This window comes from Cohnella sp. CFH 77786, from assembly GCF_019400745.1.
Classification (GTDB): domain Bacteria; phylum Bacillota; class Bacilli; order Paenibacillales; family Paenibacillaceae; genus Cohnella.
Window position 1 is genome coordinate 274,824 of the sequence record NZ_WJIB01000005.1, and the last position, 26,101, is coordinate 300,924.

19 protein-coding genes are annotated in these 26,101 nt (G+C 53.5%); 17 read left to right on the forward strand and 2 right to left on the reverse strand.

Features of this window, described 5'->3' with window-relative positions; all coding sequences use genetic code 11:
- The first annotated feature begins 4 nt into the window (after positions 1-4).
- From GE107_RS10360 to yjcZ, 3 genes are all read left to right on the forward strand, one after another.
- Positions 5-442: a hypothetical protein gene (locus tag GE107_RS10360; protein WP_219639628.1), complete on the forward strand. Its 438-nt coding sequence runs from the start codon at positions 5-7 to the stop codon at positions 440-442.
- A gap of 175 nt (positions 443-617) precedes the next feature.
- Positions 618-740: a sporulation protein YjcZ gene (locus tag GE107_RS10365; RefSeq protein ID WP_219639630.1), complete on the forward strand. Its 123-nt coding sequence runs from the start codon at positions 618-620 to the stop codon at positions 738-740.
- A gap of 689 nt (positions 741-1,429) precedes the next feature.
- Entirely contained in the window at positions 1,430-1,525 is a 96-nt protein-coding gene (gene yjcZ / locus GE107_RS10370) for a sporulation protein YjcZ (protein ID WP_219639632.1), read from the forward strand.
- 665 nt (positions 1,526-2,190) lie between these two features.
- Here the strand turns inward: yjcZ and GE107_RS10375 are convergent.
- Positions 2,191-2,544, reverse strand: a complete 354-nt coding sequence (locus tag GE107_RS10375) for a hypothetical protein (RefSeq protein WP_219639634.1) — start codon at positions 2,542-2,544, stop codon at positions 2,191-2,193.
- A 406-nt stretch (positions 2,545-2,950) separates the two neighbouring features.
- Between GE107_RS10375 and GE107_RS10380 the strand changes: the two genes are divergently transcribed.
- From GE107_RS10380 to GE107_RS10430, 11 genes are all read left to right on the forward strand, one after another.
- Positions 2,951-3,178, forward strand: a complete 228-nt coding sequence (locus GE107_RS10380) for a stalk domain-containing protein (RefSeq protein ID WP_219639636.1) — start codon at positions 2,951-2,953, stop codon at positions 3,176-3,178.
- A gap of 431 nt (positions 3,179-3,609) precedes the next feature.
- Entirely contained in the window at positions 3,610-4,551 is a 942-nt protein-coding gene (locus GE107_RS10385) for an ABC transporter permease (RefSeq protein WP_255570372.1), read from the forward strand.
- 25 nt (positions 4,552-4,576) lie between these two features.
- Entirely contained in the window at positions 4,577-5,461 is an 885-nt protein-coding gene (locus GE107_RS10390; RefSeq protein ID WP_219639637.1) for a carbohydrate ABC transporter permease, read from the forward strand.
- 83 nt (positions 5,462-5,544) lie between these two features.
- A complete protein-coding gene (locus GE107_RS10395; RefSeq protein ID WP_219639639.1) occupies positions 5,545-7,149 on the forward strand; it encodes a type 2 periplasmic-binding domain-containing protein in 1,605 nt (534 codons plus the stop codon).
- 109 nt (positions 7,150-7,258) lie between these two features.
- Positions 7,259-9,007: a sensor histidine kinase gene (locus GE107_RS10400; protein WP_219639641.1), complete on the forward strand. Its 1,749-nt coding sequence runs from the start codon at positions 7,259-7,261 to the stop codon at positions 9,005-9,007.
- Complete coding sequence (locus GE107_RS10405) at positions 9,000-9,764, forward strand: response regulator (RefSeq protein WP_219639643.1); 765 nt, start codon at positions 9,000-9,002, stop codon at positions 9,762-9,764. The genes GE107_RS10400 and GE107_RS10405 overlap by 8 nt, the downstream gene beginning before the upstream one ends.
- 431 nt (positions 9,765-10,195) lie before the next feature.
- Positions 10,196-10,402 carry a hypothetical protein gene (locus GE107_RS10410; RefSeq protein WP_219639645.1) on the forward strand — a complete coding sequence of 69 codons (207 nt, stop codon included), beginning with the start codon at positions 10,196-10,198 and terminating at the stop codon, positions 10,400-10,402.
- Between the two features lie 26 nt (positions 10,403-10,428).
- Complete coding sequence (locus GE107_RS10415; RefSeq protein WP_219639647.1) at positions 10,429-10,854, forward strand: glycoside hydrolase family 95-like protein; 426 nt, start codon at positions 10,429-10,431, stop codon at positions 10,852-10,854.
- Positions 10,855-10,949: 95 nt separating this feature from the next.
- On the forward strand, positions 10,950-11,330 hold the full coding sequence (locus GE107_RS10420; RefSeq protein ID WP_219639649.1) for a cell wall hydrolase: 381 nt from the start codon (positions 10,950-10,952) through the stop codon (positions 11,328-11,330).
- A 126-nt stretch (positions 11,331-11,456) separates the two neighbouring features.
- Positions 11,457-12,509 (forward strand): glycoside hydrolase family 88/105 protein, encoded by a 1,053-nt coding sequence (locus tag GE107_RS10425; protein ID WP_219639651.1) that lies wholly within the window; start codon positions 11,457-11,459, stop codon positions 12,507-12,509.
- A 358-nt stretch (positions 12,510-12,867) separates the two neighbouring features.
- A complete protein-coding gene (locus GE107_RS10430; protein ID WP_219639653.1) occupies positions 12,868-20,538 on the forward strand; it encodes a fibronectin type III domain-containing protein in 7,671 nt (2,556 codons plus the stop codon).
- Positions 20,539-20,656: 118 nt separating this feature from the next.
- Here GE107_RS10430 and GE107_RS10435 read toward each other — a convergent pair whose 3' ends face one another.
- Positions 20,657-22,081 (reverse strand): MFS transporter, encoded by a 1,425-nt coding sequence (locus GE107_RS10435; RefSeq protein WP_219639655.1) that lies wholly within the window; start codon positions 22,079-22,081, stop codon positions 20,657-20,659.
- Positions 22,082-22,315: 234 nt separating this feature from the next.
- Here GE107_RS10435 and GE107_RS10440 point away from each other — a divergent pair, with 234 nt between their 5' ends.
- The 3 genes from GE107_RS10440 (at position 22,316) to GE107_RS10450 (ending at position 26,054) form a co-directional block, all read left to right on the forward strand.
- Positions 22,316-23,287, forward strand: coding sequence for an ABC transporter permease (locus GE107_RS10440; protein WP_219639657.1), 972 nt, complete (start codon positions 22,316-22,318; stop codon positions 23,285-23,287).
- Positions 23,288-23,393: 106 nt separating this feature from the next.
- Positions 23,394-24,278 (forward strand): carbohydrate ABC transporter permease, encoded by an 885-nt coding sequence (locus GE107_RS10445; protein ID WP_219639658.1) that lies wholly within the window; start codon positions 23,394-23,396, stop codon positions 24,276-24,278.
- A 78-nt stretch (positions 24,279-24,356) separates the two neighbouring features.
- Positions 24,357-26,054 (forward strand): type 2 periplasmic-binding domain-containing protein, encoded by a 1,698-nt coding sequence (locus GE107_RS10450; protein WP_219639660.1) that lies wholly within the window; start codon positions 24,357-24,359, stop codon positions 26,052-26,054.
- Positions 26,055-26,101: the final 47 nt, after the last annotated feature.

Consider the following 26,101-nt stretch of genomic DNA (forward strand, 5'->3'; position numbering starts at 1 on the left):
GTGAATGAACCAAGACAGCAATCCATTTCATCATTTTGATTTTGAGAATTTATTTAACCGAACCATAATCCCCGCTGATCCATCAGAGAATCCGGATTGGGTCCAAAATTTTATCCAGGATGTCTTGAAAAATGCGATGATGCAACTTGAAAACACGGCTGAAGAAGGATTTCAAACCGAGATTTCCGAAACGCAGCACTATGTCATCGTAAAGATCAGGAGTCCGAAAACATTAGACCCCAAGCGCTTGAGAGTTCTCGCAAGAATGAGTGATATTAAACTGATAGGTTTGGCTGGAAACAAGGAACATATCATCCAATTGCCAACGCTTGTTCATTCCACAAGTGGAAGAGCGATGATAACAAAGCGGCTTATGGAGATTAAATTTCGAAAACAAAATGCCGATGATCGGTACCAAGAAGTGTTCATTCGGAAAAATTGAAAATAGCCCCCCAAAAAATCACGCTCAATCACCTAGTCCGTTGCTGCTTGTGTCAGAGACCGGTGCATTTGCGGAATCGTCGACCGATCTGTGCGTTCGTACTGACCTCTCATTCGCCCTTGCCATATGTTAGGGGTGTGATGATGAATCACAATCCTTCTAAGGCGGTGATCTCATGGGCTACGGAGTTGGAGGCTACGGATGCGGCGTCGGATTCGGTGGATACGGCGCTGCGACATTCGCCCTCGTGCTTTTTGTTTTGCTGGTTATCATCCTTCGCGCGGGAGTATTCATCTGATTTTCATCATCGTGCATCAGCATTGGCGCCGGTATGGACCGGCGTCTTTTTTCGTGCTCAAGGCGTCAAGGCGGGAAGACAAATTCGTTCGGTCCGGTTATCAACCTATACAATTTGTCCTAAAGATACATACCCTAGTTTAGTGTTCATCCATGATTTCCTTCAAAGGGGGGAAAGTGAGCTTGCGGCCTAACCGTTCACAACAAACGGCAGTTATGAAGCAGTCTTTTTTCTCTCAGGGTGCAGAGCCGGGAATCGTGCCTGATACTCCAATGATTCCGTCATTTTCCGATCCGTTCTATTTTCAGCAAGGCGAACAAGGGACTTATAGACCGGAGGCATCTGTGCATAACCCCTCATCGAACATTTTCACGGCATTTGGCGGACTTGACGGAATCTTGTCCACCATGGGGAAAATACAGAAGATGTTCGTTTTTTTTAAGCAGCTTCAACCGTTGTTCAACTTTATCGGGAATATTGCAGGATTAAAAGCAACAACTCGTAGCCTTCCCTCCAGAAGTGCAAGGAACAAGTCAAGAAGTTCCGAAAGGCGAAGCAAGATCAAAAACGGAGTAAGTAAAGATAATTTGTCAATAAGGAACAAACGTACAAACCGTCCATCTGCCCCCCTCATAACATGCAGAGTGATCTGACATCACACACTCCAAGAGGGGGGAGGTTGAAAATCCATGAGCGCTGGAGTTGGTTATGGTGGCGGTGCGGCGTTTGTTCTCGTGCTTTTTATTCTTCTGGTGATTATTCTTGCAGGAAGCGTATTCATCTAACTTCACCTGAAGCAATGCGCTTGGAAAGTCACTGCATACTAGGTCTAACTGCGAACAATCTTCAATGCAATTGAATACAAGGAAGGACTGGTAAGTCAACCTCAACGGATGACGATGCCAGTCCATTTTTTTGAATCAACATCAGATAGCAAAAGTTGCAACAATCACAGCGGGGCTCGTCCAACTTCTCTCATCGGCTTTCCTCACTTGTCACCAAACGCAGCACTGCACAAGTTCGGAGAATAATAGGGGCTAAACAAATAACGATGTAAATTCATTGTGCACGAGACGGTGTGTGGCTAGGATGGTCTGATTAGAGGTTTTACCCCAATGGGAAACCAGGGTTGTACTAAGATTAGTCGTAATGATGACCTCATAACTCCCCGCGAATCCCACCTGCACAATCCTTAATGTGGAGGAATTGGGAGGGAGCACAAATTGCTGGAGAACATAGGTCTGATCTCCGCCAAAAAACAATTGTTTTACCTCGAGCCGAATGACATCGAACGTGCTGGGACTGTTATTAAGAAATTTAATAAATGCAGTCTCGGCATTTTGGCCAAAAAGCAAATTCGCAATCGGTCCTGAAGTATACAAAGGCATGGATCATTCACCTCTTTTCGATGGATAATATATGTCGCCAAGCACAGCATTCAAATTGGTGATTACGGTACGATTGGTAAGATAGCCATTTCCTGCAGGACTAAGCGATGTTGAGGAATGAAGACATTATTAGCGTTTACTCCCGCTACTGAAACAAAAGTGAATCCCGAATTGGTGAGAACTTGTACCTCAAACTCGGCCGTGGCAGCTACAAAGTATTGTCGCGTGAGCGTAGTTTCGGGCGGTACGTTAAATTGCTCTTGGGCGATAACGGTTTTCGTGCCGTTCAGACGGAATACCTGTACGAATACGGTGTCAAAAGAGCCTGCCGAGTTTTCAAAAAAAACAATAATACTGCTCGATCGGCTTTCGGGAGTTCCTGCATTTTCGATAGGACCGGTTGAATAGAGAGGCATTGTTCCCCCTCCTTTCTTCTATGTTAGAATCAATCTATGCAAAATAAGAGAAATTGCTTGGAGTATCGTGTATGGATTAAGAAATTCCATCATTATCATGTGAATAATAATTTGGAAGTTCTATGATAAATCTGCCCCAATCAATAGGACCTCGATGCTTCTGAGGGCAACGCGGCGCGGACGCAGAAGTGCGGAGGCGCGCGGATGGCGCACATGTATTCCAGACCAAGCTGGAAGCAATACAGGCTTTTGGTGGCTTTGGCTAAGGCAAATGCTTATCTCGATTTTGTGCCCGGCGATAAATCGGACTCCTATAACGGTGTCAACACGATCCGCCAGAAAACAAGGCTCGCATTGAATAAAGGCGGCGGCATCATGTTTTTCGACATACAGGAAGACACCCGAGATGAATTTTGTGGTGGACAATCGCGAGTTGCTTTACACACCGGAAGAAAAATTGGGAATGCCTTATAAGGACGGTCAAAATCGCCTTCAGATCCCGGTCAGGAAAGCGCTGGAAACGATTGGAGCAAACATCGATTACGATCCTGCCACTCGTACGGTCACGGCGATTCGTGAAGATACAACGGTTATGATCCATATCGGTAGTGAAGTATTAGAAGTAAAGCACTAATAAAGGCCCATGAGCTTGAGAAAATACAACAATGGTCGGGGTGTGTCATAGATCCTGAAATGTCGATGAGATTCGGGAAAGAAATAAGCAACATTCGATTATGAATTCAGTATTTACGGACTTTATTACTAAGTATAATGTCCCCGTTAATAAAGAAGGTTATTTATATATTGATTTTACGATAGGTATTAATGGAGCCCTTGCACATTGGTGCATGGGTCTTTTTTTTGACTAGAGGGAGGAGAAACGAATTCGGTCTGCTCACTCAACTCGTACAAGCTTTACGGGGGGATTCGCTTTCCGCATCTCTTCCGGCATCCTTCGGTCGCCTTGAAAAAGGACACCGTTTTATACGAAATGAACCGTTTTCACGGCAATTTGCCGTTCTTATAATTAAACCTAGAAAACGCTTACCAAAGGCGGTGGCATCCTTGAACGAAGACCTATCCGGAAGCAGACTGCGCAAACAACTTCCTTTTCATGTTTTTGTCGGCCTAGGCATACTGTTTCTGATTCTGTTCAGCTATATCCCCATGTTCGGCATCATCATCGCTTTCAAGGACTATCGGATTTCGACGGGTATTGAGGGGATCTTCACAAGTTCTTGGGCGGGACTCGGGCATTTCAGGGAGCTTGTCGACGATTACAATTTCCCGAATCTTGTCCGCAACACGCTCATTCTCAGTGTTCTGAAGATTGTCTTCTCCTATCCGGTTCCCATTCTGTTCGCGATTCTGCTGAGCGAGGTTCGGCACGTCGCGCTCAAGCGGTTCGTACAGACCGTCAGTTATCTCCCTCACTTCATTTCTTGGGTCGTCGTCACCGGTATTGCATACGCTTTCTTCTCTACCGGCTACGGCATCTTCAATGACATGCTGCTATCGACGGGCATCATCAAGAAGCCCATCGAAGTGCTGACCAATCCCGATTCCTTCTACGGCTTGGCCGTATCGACCGCGATCTGGAAGGAAGCGGGCTGGTGGACGATCATCTTCCTCGCCGCTCTGGCCGGTATTGATCCATCCCTGTATGAGGCGGCGGAAATGGACGGAGCGGGACGGCTGAAGCGAATCCTATACATCACGATTCCGGGATTGAAAAGCGCATGCATCGTCGTCCTGATTCTCACCATCGGCAGCATGCTGGGCGGAGGTCTCGTCGGTTCTAACTTCGAGCAGGCGATGTTGCTGGGGAACCCGCTCAATAGCGAGAAGTCGCAGATTATTCAGACCTACGCCTTTAACGTCGGTCTTGCTCAAGGCAGATTCTCGTTCGCCACAGCGATCGATCTGGCGCAGTCGGTCATCTCCGTCTTTCTAATCTTCACGAGCAATGCCATCGCGAAGCGAGTATCGGGCACCAGTTTGTTCTAAACTATGTAACCGGGGAGTGGCGGCCATGCGCAGAAGGCGAACGTTCGAGGATTGGAGTCTCGACTCCTTCATTATGCTGATTCTGATTGTTATCGTCATCGTTACGCTGTATCCGTTCTATTACATCCTCATCATCACCTTCAACGCTGGAGCGGACACGACGAACGGCGGCATGTACTTCTGGCCAAGAGTTTTTACGCTGGAAAATTACCGGTATTTCCTGGAGAATCCGAAGTGGATTCAGGCGTTGGGCATGTCGCTGCTTCGTACGGTTGTCGGCACGGCCCTGGGCGTACTGTTTACCGCGATGGTCGCTTATGGGTTGGCGAAGCGAGACTTGTTTTTTCGGCGAGGATATTTTCTCATTATCGTGATTGCCATGAATTTCTCCGGTGGATTGATCGCCTTCTATGTCGTGCTGAAGAGCCTGGGTCTGATCAACACTTTCGGCGTATATGTGATTCCCGGCATGCTGAATCTGTTCTTCCTGCTCATTGCCATATCGTTTTTTCAGGAAATTCCTGAAGAGCTTGGAGAATCGGCGAGGATGGACGGCGCCTCCGAGTTCCGAATATTCGTCCGTATCGTACTTCCCGTTTCGATGCCGTTGATCGCTACGATGTGCCTGTTTATCGGCTCGGGACACTGGAACTCCTGGCTGGATTCCGCTTATTTCGTCCAAGACGAGCGGCTCCGCACGCTAACTTACCGGATGATGCAGGTGATCAACCAATCGATGGTATCGTCGGCGAACGAAGCAGCGGCTTCCGCCGCATCCCGAACCAAAGTTACGCCGTTCTCCGTTCAAGCCACCGCTATGGTGGTGTCGATCGTACCGATCCTGGGCGTCTACCCGTTCTTGCAGAAACATTTCGTTTCGGGGATGATGCTGGGTTCCGTGAAAGGTTGACCGAAATCGGATTTTACTGCATGCTTGTTAACGCGCGAACAGGCTGCATTAAAATAAAACAATCGCAATAGGGGGATCCACCAATGGCGAAACGCTTGAAAGGGTTGATGACCGCCATGGTCGTGCTGCTGCTTGCCTGCAGCGTGCTTGCCGCTTGCAGCAAAAACGACGCAAATGATTCGAACGCGACAGCCAGTTCGGATAACGCCGCATCAAACACGGAAACCGCCTCTAATACGAGCGGCAATACGGAGGCCGGCGACCAGGCGGCTTGCGATAAACCGGTCGAGTTGTCCATGTTCGTTGACGCGACTTGGTATCCGTTTCAAGAATGGGCGGGCGATATTCCGGAAGCGATAACGAAAGCAACCTGCGTGAAGCCGGTCGTCACGGTCGCGACCGACGACAAGCAGCTGGCGCTCATGGTAGCGTCCGGCAATCTGCCTGACCTGGTCGTTTCGTTCAATTTTAAATTGATGTCGGATGCGAAGCTGAGCCTGCCCTACAATGAAATTTTCCCGAAATATGCGCCTGATGTGAAGTTCGATCCCGTGAAGGAATTCGTCAACACGGTGAGCGACGGCAACTATTACGCTATCCGAAACGATTTCTCCACGGAAGCGGAGTGGAAGGCAAACCCCTATGCGCACATGATGACGGCGGGACTTGCGATGCGCAAGGATATTCTGGATGAACTCGGCAATCCGCAGATCAAATCTCTGGATGACCTCAATAAAGTGTTCACGGAGGTAAAAGCCAAACATCCGGATATGACCCCGCTGATTCTGAACCCGAACTGGCAGCGTCCCTATTTCGACGCTCAATTCGGCGCCCAAGGCGGATTCGTCGATAAGGATGGCAAGCTCATGTACTACCTGAGAACGCCCGAAGTCGAGAAATCGATGCTGTATATGAACAGTCTTTACCGCAACGGCTTCATCACTTCGGAGAACTATGCCTACAAGAATGAATCCGAGACGGAGCAAATGATGCTGAACGGTAAGGGATTCGCCTACACGTGGACCTATTCCGGCGCAGACCGGATGAATGCGGACGCGAAGGGCAAGTATAAGTTTGTTCAGCTGGCGGAGCCGCTCAGTCCGGAAGCCTCGATTGTCAGCACGGGAACGGGCGGCTTGGGCGTCTATGTGACGAAGAACAACAAGGACGTTGAAGCTTCCGTCCGGCTGCTCAAGTATATGTTTACCGACGCGGGCTGGAAGCTCGGCGAGTGGGGATTCGAAGGTAAAGATTGGACCTGGAACGACGCCGGTTATCCGGAATTCAATTACGACCCGAATGATCTGGAATACATCAAGAAGCGCGGCATTTACTGGTGGGGCGTTCCGTGGGAAACCGGCGTCGGCATGGCGCTCGGTACTTACAAGAAGGGTTCGGAAACGACGCGCCAGGGCGAGCAGTATGACAAGATCATCACCTTCAATCCGGCGATCGGCATGGTGAACCCGGACACCGATTCGCCCGAATCGATCATCAGAACGAACATCGACAACATGGTGAGGACGGAAGTTACCAAGGTATATCTGGCCAAATCGGAGGAAGAGGCCAAGAAAGCTTATGACGAAATGGTGAAGAAGGCCGAGAAGATCGGCATCGACAAGCTGGACGCCTGGGCAACCTCGCAGTATGGACCGTACAAGGAGAAATACGACAGCTTGACGAAATAATCCGTATTCCGACCGAGCAGCACCGATTACGGGGTGAAGCCTGAGCACCGGCTTCATTCCGTATTCGCTTTCTTACGGAATTCCATACGGATTGGAGACGGATCGCATCATGCGCATTAGCACGAAGATGATTGTAGGGTATGTCCTTCTGGTTGTTCTGCCTTTTCTGTTGTTCGCGGTGTTCGTCTACCACCAGCTCTACGACAAGCTTCTGACCCAATATCAACTGGCGAACCAACAGAATCTCGAGCAGTTGGGGGGAAGTCTGGATTCCAGTCTGGCCAAGATCGAATCCCTGCAGTCCATCTATCAGAATAATGCGGCTTTGATCGATTATCTCCGCGGGGAATATACCAACGACCGGGATTTGATCTACTCCTACTTGAAGGAGATCAGCCCGGCCCTTTCCTTCGCCCCCCTTGCGGAACCGTCGGTTACGCGGCTCACCATTTACCCGAAGATGCAGGAACGCATGACGGCCGTACCCGGTTTTCAGCCTTATGGGAAGCTGAGTGAAAGCTTGTCAAGTCAACAGTTTTCCGCGCTGAAACCAGCCAAGGGATTATGGAAACGAGAGCTGAGCAATGGGGGGCTGGCTCTGTCCTATTATCACAAACTATACAATGATACGTACACGACCGAGCTGGGCATGGTCGAAATAGATGTGAGTCCCCGATTGTTCGGGGATTTCCTGTCCCATCTCAATAAGATTCACCCTGATCACAGCGTTCTAATAGTAGATGCGGAGGGCAAGCCGATCGAAGGCTTTGCAAACGGGAGCTTCACGCATTCCCAGCTAACCGGCATTCTTGCTACCCTGCGCAAGGATGCAGCCCGTTCCTTTTTGATCGACCGCAGTCAGCTGCTCGTAAATACCGTGGCCATATCCCGGCTTGATCTGACCGTCATTGAAATCAACAAGCGGAACGAGCTCTTCACTTTCCTGCGCACAAAAACGTGGTGGGCGGCCGGCGGGCTGCTCCTCCTGCTATTGCTGTCGGCACTCTACTATTTGATCGTATCCCTGCTCACAAAGCGCGTCGTATTGCTTACCCGGCATATGCGCAAGGTAGGATTTGACTCGCTGGGGAATCTCTATACGGGGCGAACCGGTACCGACGAAATCGGCTTTCTTATCACAACGTACAACGCAATGATCAATCGGATCGACGAGCTGGTCAACCGCGTACAGAAAGTGGAACTGCTCAAGAAGGAAGCGGACTTCAAGATGCTGCAGGCCCAAATACAGCCCCATTTCCTGTATAACACGCTCGAAACGATGCGAATGCTGGCAAGAGCAAACAAGGATCATCAAGTGGCCGAGATGGCTTTGTCGCTTGGTAATCTGCTGCGTTACAGCCTGTCTAACAGCCGCGATACCACATTGCGCGAGGAACTGGATCATGTCCGGGCTTACATCGCCATTCACCAGATACGAATTCCCAATCTGATATTCGAGCTGGAGGCGGAAGAAAACGTCTTGACGCTGCATTGCCCGAGATTTATTCTGCAGCCGCTAGTCGAGAACAGCATGATTCATGGTTTTGGCCGAAAGCGCGGCGACAAACGGATTGAGGTTCGAATTCGAAGGGAATCGGAGAGTGCGGTCAGACTGACGGTTTCTGACAACGGCACCGGAATCTCCTCCGATAAGCTGCAGGCGCTGAAGCGCTATGTGGCCGGTCATGCGACGGAAGGAGCTGTCGAAACACGCGGCATGGGCATAGGGCTCGGCAACGTGGCGGAGCGAGTGAAGGCTTACTTCGGCCCCGAGTCCGGGTTGGAGATTGACAGCCGGCCGGGCGAGGGCACCCACTGCTCGCTGCTGATTCGCGTCAAGGGGGACGACCATGCTTAAGCTTATGATCGTGGATGACGAACCGATTATTTTGGCAGGCATCAAGGATATGGTTGAAAAAGGAAATACGGCGTTTACCATGATCAAGACGGCGGGCGACGGCGAAGAAGCACTTGACATGATGGACTATTTCCAGCCCGATCTTGTAATTACGGACATTCAAATGCCGGAAATGGACGGGCTTGAGTTTATTCGCAAGGCCAAGACGAAGAATGTGGAACGGTTCATCATTCTTTCGGGATACGACATCTTCGAATACGCCCAACGGGCCATCCGGCTGCAAGTCGCGGAGTATTTGCTTAAGCCGATCAATGAGACGCAGCTCGTCGAGCTGCTGAAGCGGATGGCCATCGATATTCTGGATCAACGCCGTTTGGAGGGGGCGACTGCGTCCAAGACAACCGGGGAGGGAACGCTTAGTGAACATGTGAAGCTTCTGAAGGACTACCTCCACACCTTCTATATGAAGGATATCTCTCTCAGCGATGCAGCGGAATATCTGGGTCTGCATCCGGCCTATATCGGACAGCTGTTCAAGCGCGAGACCGGCGATACGTTCGTGCATTACATCAACGGCCTTCGAATGGGCAAGGCCAAGGAGCTGCTGCTCAGCGGCGAATCGCTCCCGCTCGACAAAATCGCCGGCCTCGTCGGCTTCGAGAACCCGAGGACATTCTATAAAGTGTTCCGTAAATATACCGGTCAGACACCCGGCGAATACCGGGAAAGCCATTTTGAGAAGGGAGAACGGCTATGACAACAGGATCGGAAGCATCGAGGATGTACGAGAAAGGAAACTTCGCCTAAACGTACACGGAAGTCCCGCCCACGAATCCGGGACGATTTGCATGGCGGGACGGTATGGTGAGCGGGAATGGGGAGAACGGCTATATTACGTCCGGCTTTCCGTATTCGGACACCTTTATTTATCAGTACCTGTGATACAATTTCCCTTCAAAAGATCCGCGGGCGATTCCCGAGGAATTGACGGAGCAGCTTGCTGACGCTAGACGTAACGTATTTCACCGAAACGATCAATGAAAGATCACGTTTCCCGACGGTTCCACAAGGATCAGAACCTTTTTCTACAGTTACCATCCCGGACATCAACTCAGACTCGATACCACGAACAAAGGAACGATATCCGAATACGAAAGATGGACGAATTATGAGACGGCGGAGACTGGAGTGCGGTATTCCGATGTTGCGGCATGGCCTGCTTACGATACGCAGAATCGGTTGTCCATCGCCGAAGCGGCGAAAATGGCTCTGGAGAATCGGAATACGTTCAATACGGGCGATTCGACAGCCGGGCACGGGTGGATGCACAAGGCATTGGTTTACGCAAGGTTGAAAAACGGGGACGGCGTGCTTGACGCCCTTCTGCCTATGTGACGGATTCTGGATATTACGCCTCTTTGATGACGGATCATGATACGAATCGCAGATGTAACACCTATTGCTCTGACACCTTATTTGGCGCTTTCGGAGCCGTTCATGAATCACTGTTATTCTCGAACAACGGGGAAATCGAGGTTCTTCCTGCACTGCCTTCCGATTGGAAATCAGGGTCCATCAAAGGGCTCATGGCAAGAACTCGAGTGGAGGTTAAGGAGCTCAACTGGAATATAGAATCCCGGATCGTCAAAGTTAAGCTGGTGTCTATTGCCGATAGGAATGAAATTCGGTTAAGCGCCGGAATGCCCTGGGAAAAAGCGATTGCCGATGGCTGTGAGTTGAAATTTCTTCATGACGAAAAGGGGGACTATCTTTCTCTGTTGATGGACGCCGGTCGTGAAGTGGAAGTTGTGTTCACATTGCCCGAGATGAACGGAAAGAAGCGGTAATTGAAGGCCGAGACTTATCGGGGGACATTTTTGCCAGAGTCACACATACGTTTCGACTACAATATGATGAGCAATAACTCTAAAGAGGAGAGCCAATGGCAGTCGTAAAAGCCAGGAAGCAGGATATTGATATGTTGGCAAGGTTGCTTCGAGCTGAAGCTGAAGCCGAAGGCGTAAAGGGGATGCTCCTTGTCGGAAATGTCGGCATTAACCGAATAAGAGCGAACTGCTCCGATTTTAAAGGAATCCGGACCATTCCCCAAATGATCTATCAGCCGCATGCGTTCGAAGCGTTGCGACATGGTATGTTCTATCAAAGCGCGAGAGAGAAGGTACGCCGTTTGGCGCAACGGGCTGTGAATGGGGAGCGGAATTGGCCGGCCAAATTCTACATCAATGAAAAGCTTTATGGAGATCCGCGCTGTGAGCGGATTTTTCGTTTTATGGTTGAAAGTTCTTCAGGGAAAACGCGCTGACACAGTATCGATTTACCCTAGTAAACAATAGCTTTGGCATATAAAGAGGAAACGGCAATTCCCCTATAATGAATCTAAATCTACGCTTACATATAAAACGCGAGTCAGGGGGAAGGGGAGGCTTTCATGGAAACTTCAACTGCAATGGAACATCTGGACCGTATGGTACGAAGAACGTTATCGCTGAGTCAAAAATACGGCAATGACGAGCACGATGATATCGGTTGGCGATGGGCGCGATGGGATTGGAGTATCGGAGTCGCCTTCTACGGCATAGCTCAAGCGTATGATATTATCCGACATTCCGGCTGGTATGAAGAGATGCAGCAATGGATCGACGCCAAGATTGACAGCGGGATGAACAATGTCAGCGTCAATTCGACGATGCTGCTGCACACGGTCCTATCGCTTCGCGAACGAAAGAATGACCCCAAATACGAAAGCATCTGCGACCGATATGACCATTACCTCTTGGAACAAAAGAGAACGCCTTCCGGCGCGATCCCGCATTACGAAGAAGCGCAAATATGGGCGGACACCTTATTCGTGAGCGTGATTTATCTGGCCAGGCGAGGAGCCGAGCTTGGCGAAAAAAGCTACATACGCGAAGCGGTGAAGCAGCTGATCCTCCACATGACCAAATTAAAGGATGAATCGAGCGAGCTGTATTATCATGGATGGGACGATGCGGCGTCCAAGTCCCTCGGGTTCCTCTGGGGCAGAGGCAACGCCTGGATCACGTCCGGCGCGGTGGATATTTTGCAGTACGAGTCGGATGACACGCCAGAGAAGAGATTGGCCGTCGGGATGTTGAACGAGCAGCTGGAAGCTCTCGCGCGCCTGCAGGATGAATCGGGCATGTGGCGCACCGTTCTGGATCAGCCGGACAGTTATTTGGAAACCTCTGTCACGGCAGGCGTCGCCTACGGCATATTGAAAGGAATCCGTCTTCGTCTCGTGGATGAGAAATTCAAACCGATGGCGGAACGAGCAATAGCGGCCGTCATGGCGAAGATCGACGCGGAAGGGAATGTCCAAGGCGGGTCTACGGGGACCGCGGTCCAAGAGGATCTAAAAGGATATCAGACGGTTCCGCTCGAAGTAACCCCGTTCACGCAAGGGTTAGGGTTGCTGGCCGTCAGTGAATGGATACGTTCTGAAGTTGAAGCAATAAACTGAAAAGAAGCCGAAATAGCCAAACGGGACGAAACAGAGGAATTTCCTGCTTCGTCCCGTTTCCGTTTTGGGTCTATTCGGGTTCACGATTTGCTTCGGCTTATCTCGAAAACGTTCCGTAGATTTTGGATGAAAATGTCCAAGTATAAGACAATTTATCCTAATGGCGATTCACATGGAACTATGTCACGCTAAAAAGGGGAAGCGTTTTCACGGCGGAAGGAGGAAAGGAGGTCGACGTGCGCTTCCGGCAGCCAATCAATCGGTAGAAAGGCGGAAGAAATAACGAATCTTCACACGGAGTAAGAGGAGCACGCTCTATTGCAATTGGAAATACCATCCAATGGAAGGGAGTGCAAGGATGCATACGGTTGTCAAAAAATCAGGGGTGTCGCTGCTTATTGTCAGCTTATTGTCCGCCTCGTTCCTGTTTCCGTCCGACTCCAAAGTCTATGCGGATCCGACGGAGACGAACGTCGCGCTCGGCCAGGCGACCGTGACGACGAACGGTGTTGTCACGAATGCCGCATCTTTGAATCTGCTTGTCGACGGAGACCGGACCACTAGCAACTTCGATTTAATCGACGTCTCGACCGGTCCCAAGTGGGTGCAGCTGGATCTGGGCGAAGCGTTCGCGATCACGAAGGTGAACGTGCTGAACGATTACAACCCGACGGCCACGAGAACCGGGCGCGATATTATCGTTCAGCTGTCGAACGATCCCACGTTCGCTAGCGGGGTATCCACCATTTTTAACAACGATACGGACAATACCGCCGGTCAAGGAGCCGGATCCGATTCCGCTTATCTGGAACCGACCGACGGCTCCGGCAAAACGATTACGCTAAGCTCTCCGATCACCGCTCGCTACGTCCGCTCTTGGGCGAATGGGCATATACGCACGGCCGACGGATTGGTTAAGAATGTGAATACACCGGTCGAACTCGAAGTATACGCCGCAGTCCCCGCTACGAACTCATCCCTTCCTATTAACGTCAATCTAACCGCCGGCAACGCTGCCGTGAACAGCGCGACTCTCGGCTGGACCAGCCCGGGACCGTCGTCGGTAACCGGCTATGACATTCGCTATTCGACTTCTCCGATTACAAGCGCCAACTGGGACGACGGGTTGGTCGTGAAACGCATAACAGGCGAGCCGACTCCGGCTGCGGCGTCAACCGCTCAGACGATGACGGTGAAAGGCTTGCCGTCCGGGACGACCGTTTATTTCGCGATGAAAACGATCGGAACCGGCGGGCAAGTGTCCAACCTGTCATCCGTTGCGAGCATTGCGACAAAGCCGGTCGCTAACGTTGCTCTAGGCAAATCGGTATCGACGAACGCCTCCTCGACAAGCGGCGAGCCGCTCTCCGCGCTGACGGACGGCGTGAAGACGAGAGACAAGTACGTGCTCTACGGCGTGTCGACCGGTCCCAAGTGGGCCCAGGTCGATCTCGGGCAGGCGTACGACGTTGTTCGGGTGAATATCCGCAACGATTGGGGCGACTCTCAGACGTATCGGACCGGCAAGGATCTGATCGTGCAACTGTCGAATGATCCAACCTTCGCCAGCGGCGTGACCGCCATCTTCAACAATGACGGCGACAACAGTTCCGGGCTGGGCACGGGCAACGACGCGGAATACGTCGAGCCGGGCGACGGCAGCGGCAAGGATATCCTGCTTGCCGATCCGGTCAGCGCCCGTTACGTTCGCTATTGGGCGAACGGTCACGTCCGGATCAACGGCACGGCCAACGCGGTCGATACGCCGGTCGAGATCGAGGTGTACGCCGACCCGCAGGACAATTCGCCGCCTGCGGCCGTCTCGAACCTCTCCGTCACGAGAACGACCTGGCAATCGGTCGAACTCAGTTGGACGGCGCCGGGCGACGACGGCAACACCGGCACGGCGCGCTCCTACGAATTCCGCCGATCCACTTCGCCCATCACGGCGGCAAACTGGGCAAGCGCGACCGTCGTGACCGGAGCGCCAGCCCCGCTGACGGCGGGTACGACGCAAACGTTCACGGTTGGCGGGCTGAGCCCAAGCACGACGTTTTATTTTGCGATGAAATCGAAGGATATTGTGAATGAGTCGGCGCTGTCAAACGTTGTCAGCGTCACGACGCCTGCGTCCGATACGGTGGCGCCTGCCGCCATTACCAACCTTGCGGTGTCGCAGGCGATATTCCGTTCCGCCAAGCTGACCTGGACGGCGACCGGCGATGACGGGACGATCGGGACGGCAGCCGGCTTCGAGGTGCGTTATTCCACCTCCCCGATTACAGAAGCGAATTGGGCGTCCGCTCAGCTGGTGGAAGACAAAATGCCGCAGAAGGCACCCGGTTCGGCCCAGGCCATGAAGGTGAAGGAGCTGACTACAGGGACGACCTATTATTTCGCGGTGAAGACCAAGGACGCGTCCGGCAATCTGTCGGGACTGTCCAACGTGGTCAGTGCCACGATCAGCACGCCGGCGCCGGACGCCGTTACCGTCAACTCCTTGAGCTCCCTGCAAACTGCGATCAACAACGCGCCTGCGGGAGGCCGGGTCATTACGCTTGCGGCAGGCACGTATAACCAGACGACGACCATTCAGATCACCGGCAAGAACAACATCACGATCCAGGGCGCAACGTCCGATTACGCCGATACGATTGTGAAAGGGCCGGGCATGTCCAATTCTTCCATGGACATTAACATCAAGGTCAATAATTCGGATTATGTTACCATCAAGAACATGACCATTCAGGACAGCTACTACCACGCCATCCAGATTAACGACGGCTCGAATTATTTCCATGCCGACCATCTAAAGACGTGGGATAACGGAGAAGGCGGCTTCAAAACGACCTTTGACGTGAACGGAATAAACGGCTACACCGATTACGGCTTGATCGAGAACTCTTTGATCGGTTATACCACCCACGGCATCCAGGGTGTCGTTGAAGGAATCGATATTATCGCCGGCAAAAGCTGGATCGTTCGCGGCAATAAGTTCGAGAACGCCCAAGGGTGGGGTGGCGGCATCGCCTACGCCGTCTTCGCCAAAGCGAACTCCCTCGACACGATTATCGAGAATAACGTGCTCACAAACAGCTATATCGCCATTTCGTTCGGCGGCGGGGGCTCGGGCTCATCGATTTTCCGCAACCAGGACACCACGTATGAGCATCGCGGCGGCATCATTCGCAACAACGTGGTCTACGGCACGCTGGACACCGGCGTTTATCTGAACAAAGCGACCGGGTTCAAGGTGTACAACAACACGATTCTGAACACTCCGAGCAGTGTAGGTTCGATCGAGCCGCGCTTTGCCGAGACGAGCGGCGAGATTCGGGGCAACCTGCTGACCTATGCAGTCAAGCTGCGCAACGGCGCGACCGCGGTTCAGAGCAACAACCTGACCGGAGCGAACGGAACCTGGCTTGCCAATCCGGCGCAAGGGGACTATCACCTCCATCCGTTCTTCGGCGCGGGCGCTCGCGATATAGGCGTTACGCTGCCCGAGGTGCCGACCGATATGGACGGCCAAACCCGTCCTTACGGAAGCGCGCCGGATGTGGGCGCAGATGAGTTCGTTCCGAACGAACTGACGCCTCCGGCGGCGATCTCCAACCTTGCGGCAAGCGGAGCGACCGCGCGCACGTTCCGGTTGACGTGGAGCGCTTCGGGAGACGACGGCAATACGGGCACGGCTTATCTGTACGACATCCGATATGCCAATGCTCCGATTACCGAAGCGACCTGGAGCAGCGCGCAGAAAGTCGAGACTCCCGTGGTTCCGGCTGCACCCGGTACTTCACAATCGGTAACCGTGACCGGCCCGACAGCCGGGACTACCGTCTATGCAGCGATCAAAACGATCGACGATCAAGGAAACGTCTCTGCGTTGTCTAACGTCGTGTCCATCACGATGGCGGCTTCTTCCGCCACCGAGTTTAGCCCGGCGGATGACGTGCAGGATGCGAGCGGTCAAATCTACGGCAACACGCAGACGCTTGGCATTCAGAACAACGGAAACAGCATCTACTGGGCCTATTTGCAGGGCAATTTCAGCGGCTACTCGGGAAGCTCGGCCGAGCGCGCAACGCTGAGGCTGTATACCAACTACAACAAACCCATCACGATGAAGCTTACGATGACCGGTCTGCAGGACAATTCCTGGACTGAGAGCACGGTCACAAGCTCGAACTTGCCGAGCGAGACCGGAGCGGTCAACCTGGGCTTGCTCCCCATCAGCGGGCCGGGCTGGCAGGATTTCGACATCACGGACTTCGTGAACAGTCACATGGGCGACAAGAAGGTTTCGTTCAAATTGAGCGATCCTCTCCAACAAGCAAACGCTGTGTCATTTAACAGCTCGGAGAACCCCTACAACAAGCCGATTATCGTCATCGACAATACGGATGTGTGGGCGCCTGCAGCAATCGCCAATCTGTCGGTCGGCAATCGTACGCTAAGCAGCGCGGAGCTGAAATGGACAGCGCCGGGCGACGACGGGAATTTGCGTACGGCAAGCGAGTACGACGTGCGTTACGCGGCAACGCCGATTACGGAAGCGAACTGGAGCTCGGCCACTCCTGTCGTCGGGGAGCCTTCCCCGCAGGTTGCCGGCACACAGCAGCAGTTCACCGTGTACGGGCTTACGCCGGGTGCGAGCTACTACTTCGCTATGAAGACGCGCGATAATGCGAATAACGTATCGGGCCTCTCCAACGTAATCACAGTCGATATGGAAACTACGATCAACGTGGCCAGGAACAAATCGGTCACGACAAACGGAACGGTTTCGCAAGGGGGGCCGATCTCCATCCTGACCGATGGAGTAACGGCTCGCGATCAGTATGCGCTGATCAGCGTATCGAGCGGTCCGAAATGGGTTCAAGTGGATCTGAGCCAGGCATACGGCATTAAAAAGATCAACATTCGCAATGACTGGGGCGCAACCTCGGATACGTACCGGACCGGACGCGATCACGTCGTCCAAGTGTCGAACGATCCGACGTTCGCGACAGGCGCGACAACGGTGTTCAACAACGATCAGGACAACAGCTCCGGGCTCGGGGTCGGAACCGATGCCGAATATCAGGAGCCGCCGGATGGGTCGGGTAAGACGATTACCCTTCCATCGACGATCAACGCCCGCTACGTACGCTTCTGGGCGAACGGGCACGTGCGGGTAAGCGGCGAGTACAAGGCGGTTAATACACCTGTGGAGATCGAGGTCTACGCCGATCCGGGCGATAGCACCGCTCCAGGCGCCGTAACGAATTTGTCCGCCAGCCAGACGAGGTGGAAATCGACGAACCTGAGCTGGACCGCGCCGGGCGACGACGGGTCCGTGGGAACGGCGGCTGCCTATGATATCCGCTATCATACGGCGCCGATTACCGAGAACAACTGGAACGATGCGGTGCAGCTGACGAACGAGCCGACCCCGCAGGTCGCCGGCACTTCGCAGACACTCGCGGTGACCGGTCTGACGCCGGGGACCACTTACTATTTCGCCATGCGTGCGATAGACGAAGCTACCAACGTATCGGCCATTTCGAACGTATTGACGGTGACGACGCCGGCATCCGATCCTACGCCGCCTGCCGCGATTTCCGATCTGCAGGCTGTCGCGCCGAACATCCGCAGCGTTCAGCTGACTTGGACCGCTCCTGGCAATGACGGTATGGTGGCCAAGGCCGCGGGTTACGACGTCCGTTATTCGACGTCCCCGATCACCGAGGCGAACTGGGCATCGGCTACGCAAGCCCAGGATGAGCTTGCGCAGAAGGATCCGGGCTCGGCCATGAAATTCCAGGTCAATCAGCTGACGACCGGAGTAACGTACTATTTCGCGGTTAAGACGTTCGATGACGCCGGCAATTATTCGGCTCTGTCGAACGTCGTGTCGGCCACGACCTTTACCCCGGTTCAGGATGCCGTGACCGTCTCGTCGCTCGATCAGCTCCAACAGGCGATCGACGGCGCGCCTGCAGGCGGACGGGTCATTACGCTGGCTTCAGGCACGTACAATCAAACGGCTACGATCAATATCAACGGCAAAAACAATATCACGATTCAAGGGGCGACCACGAACTACAACGATACGGTCGTAGCCGGCCCGGGCATCAACAACTCGTCGCTCGACATCAACTTCAAGGTGAACGATTCGGACTATGTCACCATCAGGCATTTAACGATTCGCGATTCGTACTTCCATTCGATTCAGGTGAACAGCGGTTCGGATTACTTCCACGCCGACCACCTCAAGACGTGGGACAACGGCGAGGGCGGCTTCAAGTCGACTTCGACGGGCAATATCGAAGACCCATACGCGGATTACGGGCTGATCGAGAATTCGCTGATCGGCTATACGACAACCGGGCAGCGCAGCGTCGTGGAAGGGATTGACCTGGTTGGTTCGAAGGGCTGGGTGATCCGCGGCAATACGTTTCAGAACGCCAAGGGCGTGAATGATGGGGTAGCCTATGCATTCTTCGCCAAGGGCAACTCGATGGATACGATCGTGGAGAACAACGTGTTTCTGAACAGCTTTATCGCCATGTCGTTCGGCGGCGGAGGCACCGGGGCAAACTTGTTCCGGAACGACGACACGACGTATGAACACCGCGGGGGCATCATTCGCAACAACGTCGTGTACGGCACGTTGGATACGGCCGTCTACATGAACAAGGCGAACGGCTTCAAGGTTTACAACAACACGATGCTTGGCATCGCGCCGACTGTGAACGTGGGCGGCGTCGAGTCGCGCTTTGCGGGAAGCAGCGGAGACATCCAAAACAACTTGATGGATAAAGCTGTCAAGCTTCGCGACGGCGGCACCGCAACTTTCAGCAACAACATCACGAACGCTTCTGCAAGCTGGGTCATGAACCCGTCCGGCGGCGATTTCCATCTCAATCCGTCCACGGCACAAGCTGCGATCGATACCGGCGCTTCCCTGACGGCGGATGTTCCGAAGGATATGGATGGCCAATCCCGTCCGATCGGCTCGGGCTATGACAAAGGCGCAGATGAGGTGGGCACGACTCCGCTAGCGCCGACCAGCGTAACGGCCAGCGTCTATGGCGGTGCCGTCCAGCTGAGCTGGAACGTCTCTTCCGGAGCGACGAGCTACACCATTAAGCGTGCGACGGTCAGCGGTGGCCCCTACACGTCCATAGCGACGGGAATCACTTCGAATGCCTACACGGATAATTCCGTTACGGCTGGTTCGACTTATTACTATGTCGTCGCGGCTGTGAACGCGAACGGCTCCAGCCCGGATTCGGCCGCAGCATCCGCCGCCGTGCCCGTTCTGGCGCCGACAGGAGTCACGGCGACAGGGGGTGTTGGCTCTGTTACCGTTAGCTGGACGGCAGCGAGCGGCGCGACCGGATACAACGTGAAACGAAGCACGGTTAGCGGCGGTCCCTACACGACGATCGTTTCGAGCGTGACGGCGGTAACGTATACCGATCAGCCCGTGACGAACGGAATTACGTACTATTACGTGGTCAGCTCCGTTTATCCCGGAGGCGAGAGCGCGGACTCCCCGCAAGTGTCCGGAACGCCTTTAACCAATTTGGCAATAGGGAAATCTGTGACGGCAAGCAGCACTTACAATAGTACGAATTGGGGGGCGGGGAAAGCGGTTGATGGCGAGCGTAATTCCATACCCGGTAAATACGGGTGGACTAGCAACAATTCGCTTACTTCCGACCATACCGAATGGATCACGGTGGACTTGGGGACGACAGCGACGATTACCCAAGTCGGCCTATACCCCCGGAATGACGCGGGGAATGCGGGATATGGCTTTCCTATCGATTTTACGATACAAGTTTCCACAGACGGGACAACTTGGAGTACAATCGTGAACCGGACGGCCTATCCGATGCCGGGAGATGCCGTGCAGTCCTTCAGCTTCCCACCGGTACAGGCCCGTTATATCAAGGTGACGGGTACCAGCTTGCGCCAGAATCCGAACGATTCCAATCAATACAGAATGCAGTTTGCAGAGCTGGAAGTATACTGAGTGAATGCTGCGCGTATGAGCCGTAAACAAAGATAGGAAAACGAACCGCCGGTATCAGCCTGAACAGCTGATCCGGCGGTTCGATTTCCTAACGGGGCAGCAAACCGACGTTGTCAGGCTAAGTGCCTAAGTGCCGCCTCCACCGGTACCAACTCCAGGCCATCAGAATCGCCATCGTGCCGGCGAACAGCCGGATTGCGGGCACGAGACCGAGCCATTGCGCTGCGATGCCGAGCCCGAGTATCGGGAAGCTGACGCCCATGTAAGTCACCGCGTAATACACGGAGACGGCCTGCGCGCGATCCGCGTCCGGTACGGATTCGTTGACGTAACGGAGACTTCGGGCGTAGCAGGGTCCATGGCCCAACCCGAGCAAGACAGCGGACAGCACGAGCAGTACCGGAGACTTGGAAGCCGCGGCGCCGAGTAGCCCGACAAGTCCCATCGTGAGCAGCAGGTAGCCGACCGTGAGATTGGAGAGCAGCGGGAAGCGACGGCTCCGCATCTGGGCCCATGCGGACAACCCAAGAACAAGGGCGAGCCCGACTCCGGAGGCGATCAGGTTCGATTCGCCGGCGATAACGGGGAGGTAAGTCGGGAGGATCGCCGTGACCAGGCTCATGACGGACCAGGAGATAAACGATGTTCCCGCCGCCGCATGAAGCGCGGGGCGAATCGCGTGCGGAACGGAAGGCAAGCGGATCCGCATCCTGCCGCTTGCCCGTTCGCCTTTATTCCCGATCAGCAACAGACCTGCGATGCCCGGCAAGACCAGGATCGCATGAAGCGCGAAGGGAAGCCGCGTCGGATAAGGGGCGAGTTCGCCCAGGAAACCGGATGCGACGGGGCCGAGCGCATTGCCGGCGGTCACGGCGGCGGAAGCCGCGAGGGCGGCATGCGTTCTCGCTTGCCTGCCGCCGAGCTCCGTCATGGCCGCAACCGCGACCCCGTTCATGATGCCGACCGACACCCCTTGCAACACGCGGGACATCACCAGCATGACCGGCCCGTCGGCCAACATAAAACAGACCGATCCGAGCAGCGCGAACAAGGTACCGGAGAGCAGCAGCCTGACGCGTCCGATTCGATCCGACAACGGCCCGGCGACGAGAATGACGGGAATGACCACGATCGCATACGCGGCGAATAGGAGCGTCATGACCGCCGGCGGCAAATTCCACTGAACCCGGTACAACGCATAGAGCGGGGCCGACAAATTCGTGCCGAACAGGGTAATGAACAAGCTGTAGGCGACCATCCGGAAGGCGGAAGTCCGGCTGTTCGCGATCGATTCACGCCAATGGCGCCGTGCTTTCGTCTGGACCTCGATCACGTCCAACAGCCCCGCCAAACGTTCGATTACGCCGTCCAGACTGCCGGCATCGATCGAGACCGACACTTTCATCCGCGCAATAGCGGGCTTCCTGCCGGCTCGAACCGACAATTTCTCTATATTGCAGCCGATCCGACCGAACAGCTCCGACACGCTCGCCAGTACGCCGGGTCGATTGTTTACCGTTAACGAAACAATATGGGTAACCACGGGGACATGCACTCCTTTCCCGCATTCGCCGAAGGCCGCGAAAATGCAATTTATTGTATCATCCCTTCCGGCAAGCTTCCTATAAGGCAGGTTTAATATTTAGGGGGTCAGTTTTGACCCGAGGCACCGGAAATTTTCGAAGTTTAATAATCACCCAGTAAACAACAATTTTAATAGATACAAAGCAATTCGTATCGGGTGATAAAATGGGTCAAACAGGATGGAGGAATGGGAATGAGCATGAAGGCTGTTTCGAACGTGAAAACGGTTACAACATACAGCAGGAAGACGTTGCGGATTTCCCTGTTTTGGAAGAAGATCAAAAAACAACAGGTTCTGTTATGGATGTCCGTTCCGATCATGCTGCATCTGGCTTTGTTCCAGTTCGTGCCGCTGTGGGGCTGGCTCATGGCATTTAAGGATTATCATATCGGACAAAACTTGCTGGAGGCGAAGTGGATCGGGCTGACTCATTTTCGAACGCTGCTGGGCCACAGCGATTTCCTCCAGGATTTGCGCAACAATATCGTCATGAATTCGATGCAGCTGGTCATGGGAACTTTCTGCGCCGTCGCACTCGCCATCGTACTCAGCGAGCTAAAAAGCAAAGGGTTCGTTCGCGTCGTTCAGACGATGACCTACTTGCCGTACTTCGTTTCCATGGTGGTCGTAGCGAATATCTTCGTCATGCTGCTCTCCCCGGACGGGGGATTGGTCAATGAGCTTATGATCAAGTTGGGATGGATTCACGAAGGGATCTTCTACTTCGGCCAGGCCAAATGGTTCTGGATCCTGCACACGCTGATCATGACGTGGAAAGGGTTCGGCTGGGGCGCGATCATCTACTTGGCGTCGATCTCCGGCATCGATCCGGGCCTTTACGATGCGGCCGAGGTTGATGGAGCGAGCCGCTGGCAGCGAGTGAAGTACATCGTTATACCGTCGATGATTCCTACGTTGGTGCTTCTGACCATCTTGGACATCGGCTATCTGGTGACCGGCGGCTTCGAATCGCAGTTCCTGCTGGGCAACGTGATCAATGTCGAATATTCGGAAGTCATCTCGATTCTGGCGCTCAGGCTGGGGCTGAACGAAGGGGACTTCTCGTTCGGAACGGCTGTCGGCATCTTCAATTCCGTCGTCGGCATGACGCTCGTCCTCATTGTGAATGCCATTGCCAGAAGGTATAAAACCAACCTTTTTTAAATCTCGGACCGTATTTCCCGGCTGATTGTTCGATTTCTCGAAACACGCCGCTCACGCAATGACCGCTGAAAGCGGTTTATCCTTGACGATTGGAGAGAATCCGACCATGCTGCTTCATCGGACTACGGGCGAGCGAATCGTCGATGCCATCCTTTACGCGCTGTTGACGCTGGCTGCCCTATCGACCGTATACCCCTTCGTTTATTTGCTCGTCATTTCGCTGAACGAGACCTCGGATGCCTTGAAGGGCGGCCTGTATTTGCTGCCCCGGAAGTTTACGCTCGAGAATTACGCTTATGTTTTTCAGAACGGGAAGCTTGCCAGGGCGGCTCTTAATTCCGTACTTCGAACGGTGATCCATACGGTCTTGTCCGTCTTCTTCTGCGGGATGCTCGCATACGTGCTCAGCAGGCGAGCGTTCATATTCCGCAAGCTGTTCAGCTTCATCCTCATCGTCACCATGTACGTCAGCGGGGGGCTGATTCCCACTTATTTGCTGATCAAGAATTTGGGGCTGATGAACACCTTTGCCGTTTATATCGTTCCGGGAATCGTGAGCGCTTTCTACGTCTTATTAATGAGAACGTTCTTCGAACAGCTGCCCGATGGACTCGTCGAGTCGGCTTATATCGACGGCGCGAACGATTTCCGGATCTATACGCGGATCATTATCTGGATCAGTCTTCCGGTAGTGGCCACGGTTGCGCTCTATGCCGCCGTCGGCGCATGGAACTCGTGGTTCGACAACTACTTATACAACAGCCGCAACGAGAAGCTTGCCGTACTTCAATACGAACTGCAGAAAATGATTCAGACCGTCGAAACCAGCTCTTCGGAAGCTGGAGAAAGCGGGGGGGCGGTTCGAATCATTTCACCTCTCACCATCAAAGCAACGTTAACGATTCTCGTTACCTTACCGATCCTGCTCGTCTACCCGTTCCTGCAAAAATATTTCGTGAAAGGCATGACGCTCGGCGCTATGAAGGACTGATTTCATTGCCGTCTCCCGCAAGCAAGCGGAAAGGACGGTATGAAATAATAAATCGATCTATAATCGGAGGTCGCAACCATGTGGAAAAAGAACAATCTTAAACTGTTAGCCGCCTTATTGGTCATCGGAAGCCTGCTGGTGACCGCATGCTCCAAAAACAATACGAGCGAGGGGGCCTCGCAGAGCCCGACCCCAGCCGCCTCGGGAACCGCGTCAGCGGGGCCGGCGACCCCGGCGGCCAAGACGCCGTTCACCTTCACGATGAATACGGACAATCCGATCATGAACTGGTCGAGCGACGTGGCAAAGGAAATCACGAAGCGCACGGGCGCAACCATTAAGTGGGACATCATCACAGGCGACTTCCGGACGAAGATGAACGTCTGGCTCGCGGCAGGCGATTATCCGGAGGTCGTGAACATTCACGACAACACGCTGCAGTCGTATATCCAAGCGAAAGCCGTTATCGATCTGACCGATCTCATCAAGGAACACGCTCCCAACATAATGAAAGCGTATAACAACGACTTGTCCTTGCTTCAGGACAAAAATGACGGAAAAATATACGGTCTGCTGCAGCCCCCGACCAAGAAGGTGAACGATCTGACTCGGAAGGGATGGATCGCCCTCCAATCGGCCGTTCTGAAGGACGCCGGATATCCGGAGATCAAGACGCTCGACGATGTCCGCAACGTCGTCGCGAACTATATGAAGAAATATCCGGAGATCGGAGGAGGCAAGACCATCGGCTTCTCCAACTACGGCGAGGCGAATCAGTTGTACAATATTTTCGATACGGCGGCACGCTCGTATGCCGGCTTCGCGCTTACTTCGAACGTTTACGTCGACGATCAGTTCAACGCCAGATTGCGCTTCTTCGAGCCAGGGTATACCGATTTCTTTAAATTCTTAAACCAAATCAATAAGGAAGGGCTCTTCGACCCCGAATCGCTGGTGCAGACCCCCGAACAGTTTACGACCAAATGCAATCAGGGCCGCGTGCTTGCCATATTCGGAGGCGGAATGGACTGTAACGCCTCGCTGGAGAGCAACAACATGGCCGACCGTTCCTACGTCTGGTTCGACATCGTGGCGCCGGGGCGGACGAAAATGACCGTGAAGCCGCTCGGAGAAGCGAACCGCGGCGGAGAAATGTGGCTGTCGATTACGAAGAACGCCAAGGACCCGGTCCGTATCATCCAGTTCTACGACGAAATGTTCAAGCTGGAAAACCAGATTCTTGTCGGCTGGGGATTCGAAGGAAAGTACTATACCGTCGAGAACGGGAAGCGGGTCGTGACGGATTGGCTTGTCGATCAATATAAAACCCACCCGGATAATTTCTGGGAGGAAGTAGGGTTAGGCTATGCCCGTCAGATGTCGACCAACTATGGTGCCGGGTTTACGCTGTCGGACGGCGATTTCGCGATGTGGCAATTCTCGGAAAGCTGGATTTCGAAAACGACGAGTCCGGTCGTGGTAGAGACATTGGCGAAATACGGGGCAAAAACGCAAGCCGATCTGCTCGTCAAGGGGATCGAAAGGGATTATGGGAGAACGGCCGGCAAGGGAACGGACGAAATGAAGAAGTTCACTACGGAAGCCATTGCCGAGTGGGGCAAAACACTTCCGAAGTTTATCCTCGAGAAGGACCCGTCCAAGCTCGACGGCATATGGCAAGGACTTGAGAAGACGCTCAAGGATAAAGGACTCGATAAATTTAACCAAGCCTCGACGGAGATTTATCAAAACGCCGCGAAAGAAATCAAGAAGTAAGCTTATCACAGTCGGGGTCGTTCCGGAGAGCACAACATGCTGACGGA

Excerpts from the sequence above, each read along its gene's own strand:
- GE107_RS10420 (WP_219639649.1), top strand. The coding sequence starts at position 10,950 with ATGGCAGTCGTAAAAGCCAGGAAGCAGGATATTGATATGTTGGCAAGG.
- GE107_RS10400 (WP_219639641.1), top strand. The coding sequence starts at position 7,259 with ATGCGCATTAGCACGAAGATGATTGTAGGGTATGTCCTTCTGGTTGTT.
- GE107_RS10380 (WP_219639636.1), top strand. The coding sequence starts at position 2,951 with ATGAATTTTGTGGTGGACAATCGCGAGTTGCTTTACACACCGGAAGAA.
- GE107_RS10365 (WP_219639630.1), top strand. The coding sequence starts at position 618 with ATGGGCTACGGAGTTGGAGGCTACGGATGCGGCGTCGGATTCGGTGGA.
- GE107_RS10445 (WP_219639658.1), top strand. The coding sequence starts at position 23,394 with ATGCTGCTTCATCGGACTACGGGCGAGCGAATCGTCGATGCCATCCTT.
- GE107_RS10450 (WP_219639660.1), top strand. The coding sequence starts at position 24,357 with ATGTGGAAAAAGAACAATCTTAAACTGTTAGCCGCCTTATTGGTCATC.
- GE107_RS10375 (WP_219639634.1), bottom strand. The coding sequence starts at position 2,544 with ATGCCTCTCTATTCAACCGGTCCTATCGAAAATGCAGGAACTCCCGAA.
- GE107_RS10360 (WP_219639628.1), top strand. The coding sequence starts at position 5 with ATGAACCAAGACAGCAATCCATTTCATCATTTTGATTTTGAGAATTTA.
- GE107_RS10440 (WP_219639657.1), top strand. The coding sequence starts at position 22,316 with ATGAGCATGAAGGCTGTTTCGAACGTGAAAACGGTTACAACATACAGC.
- GE107_RS10405 (WP_219639643.1), top strand. The coding sequence starts at position 9,000 with ATGCTTAAGCTTATGATCGTGGATGACGAACCGATTATTTTGGCAGGC.
- GE107_RS10425 (WP_219639651.1), top strand. The coding sequence starts at position 11,457 with ATGGAAACTTCAACTGCAATGGAACATCTGGACCGTATGGTACGAAGA.
- GE107_RS10415 (WP_219639647.1), top strand. The coding sequence starts at position 10,429 with ATGACGGATCATGATACGAATCGCAGATGTAACACCTATTGCTCTGAC.
- GE107_RS10390 (WP_219639637.1), top strand. The coding sequence starts at position 4,577 with ATGCGCAGAAGGCGAACGTTCGAGGATTGGAGTCTCGACTCCTTCATT.
- yjcZ (WP_219639632.1), top strand. The coding sequence starts at position 1,430 with ATGAGCGCTGGAGTTGGTTATGGTGGCGGTGCGGCGTTTGTTCTCGTG.
- GE107_RS10395 (WP_219639639.1), top strand. The coding sequence starts at position 5,545 with ATGGCGAAACGCTTGAAAGGGTTGATGACCGCCATGGTCGTGCTGCTG.
- GE107_RS10430 (WP_219639653.1), top strand. The coding sequence starts at position 12,868 with ATGCATACGGTTGTCAAAAAATCAGGGGTGTCGCTGCTTATTGTCAGC.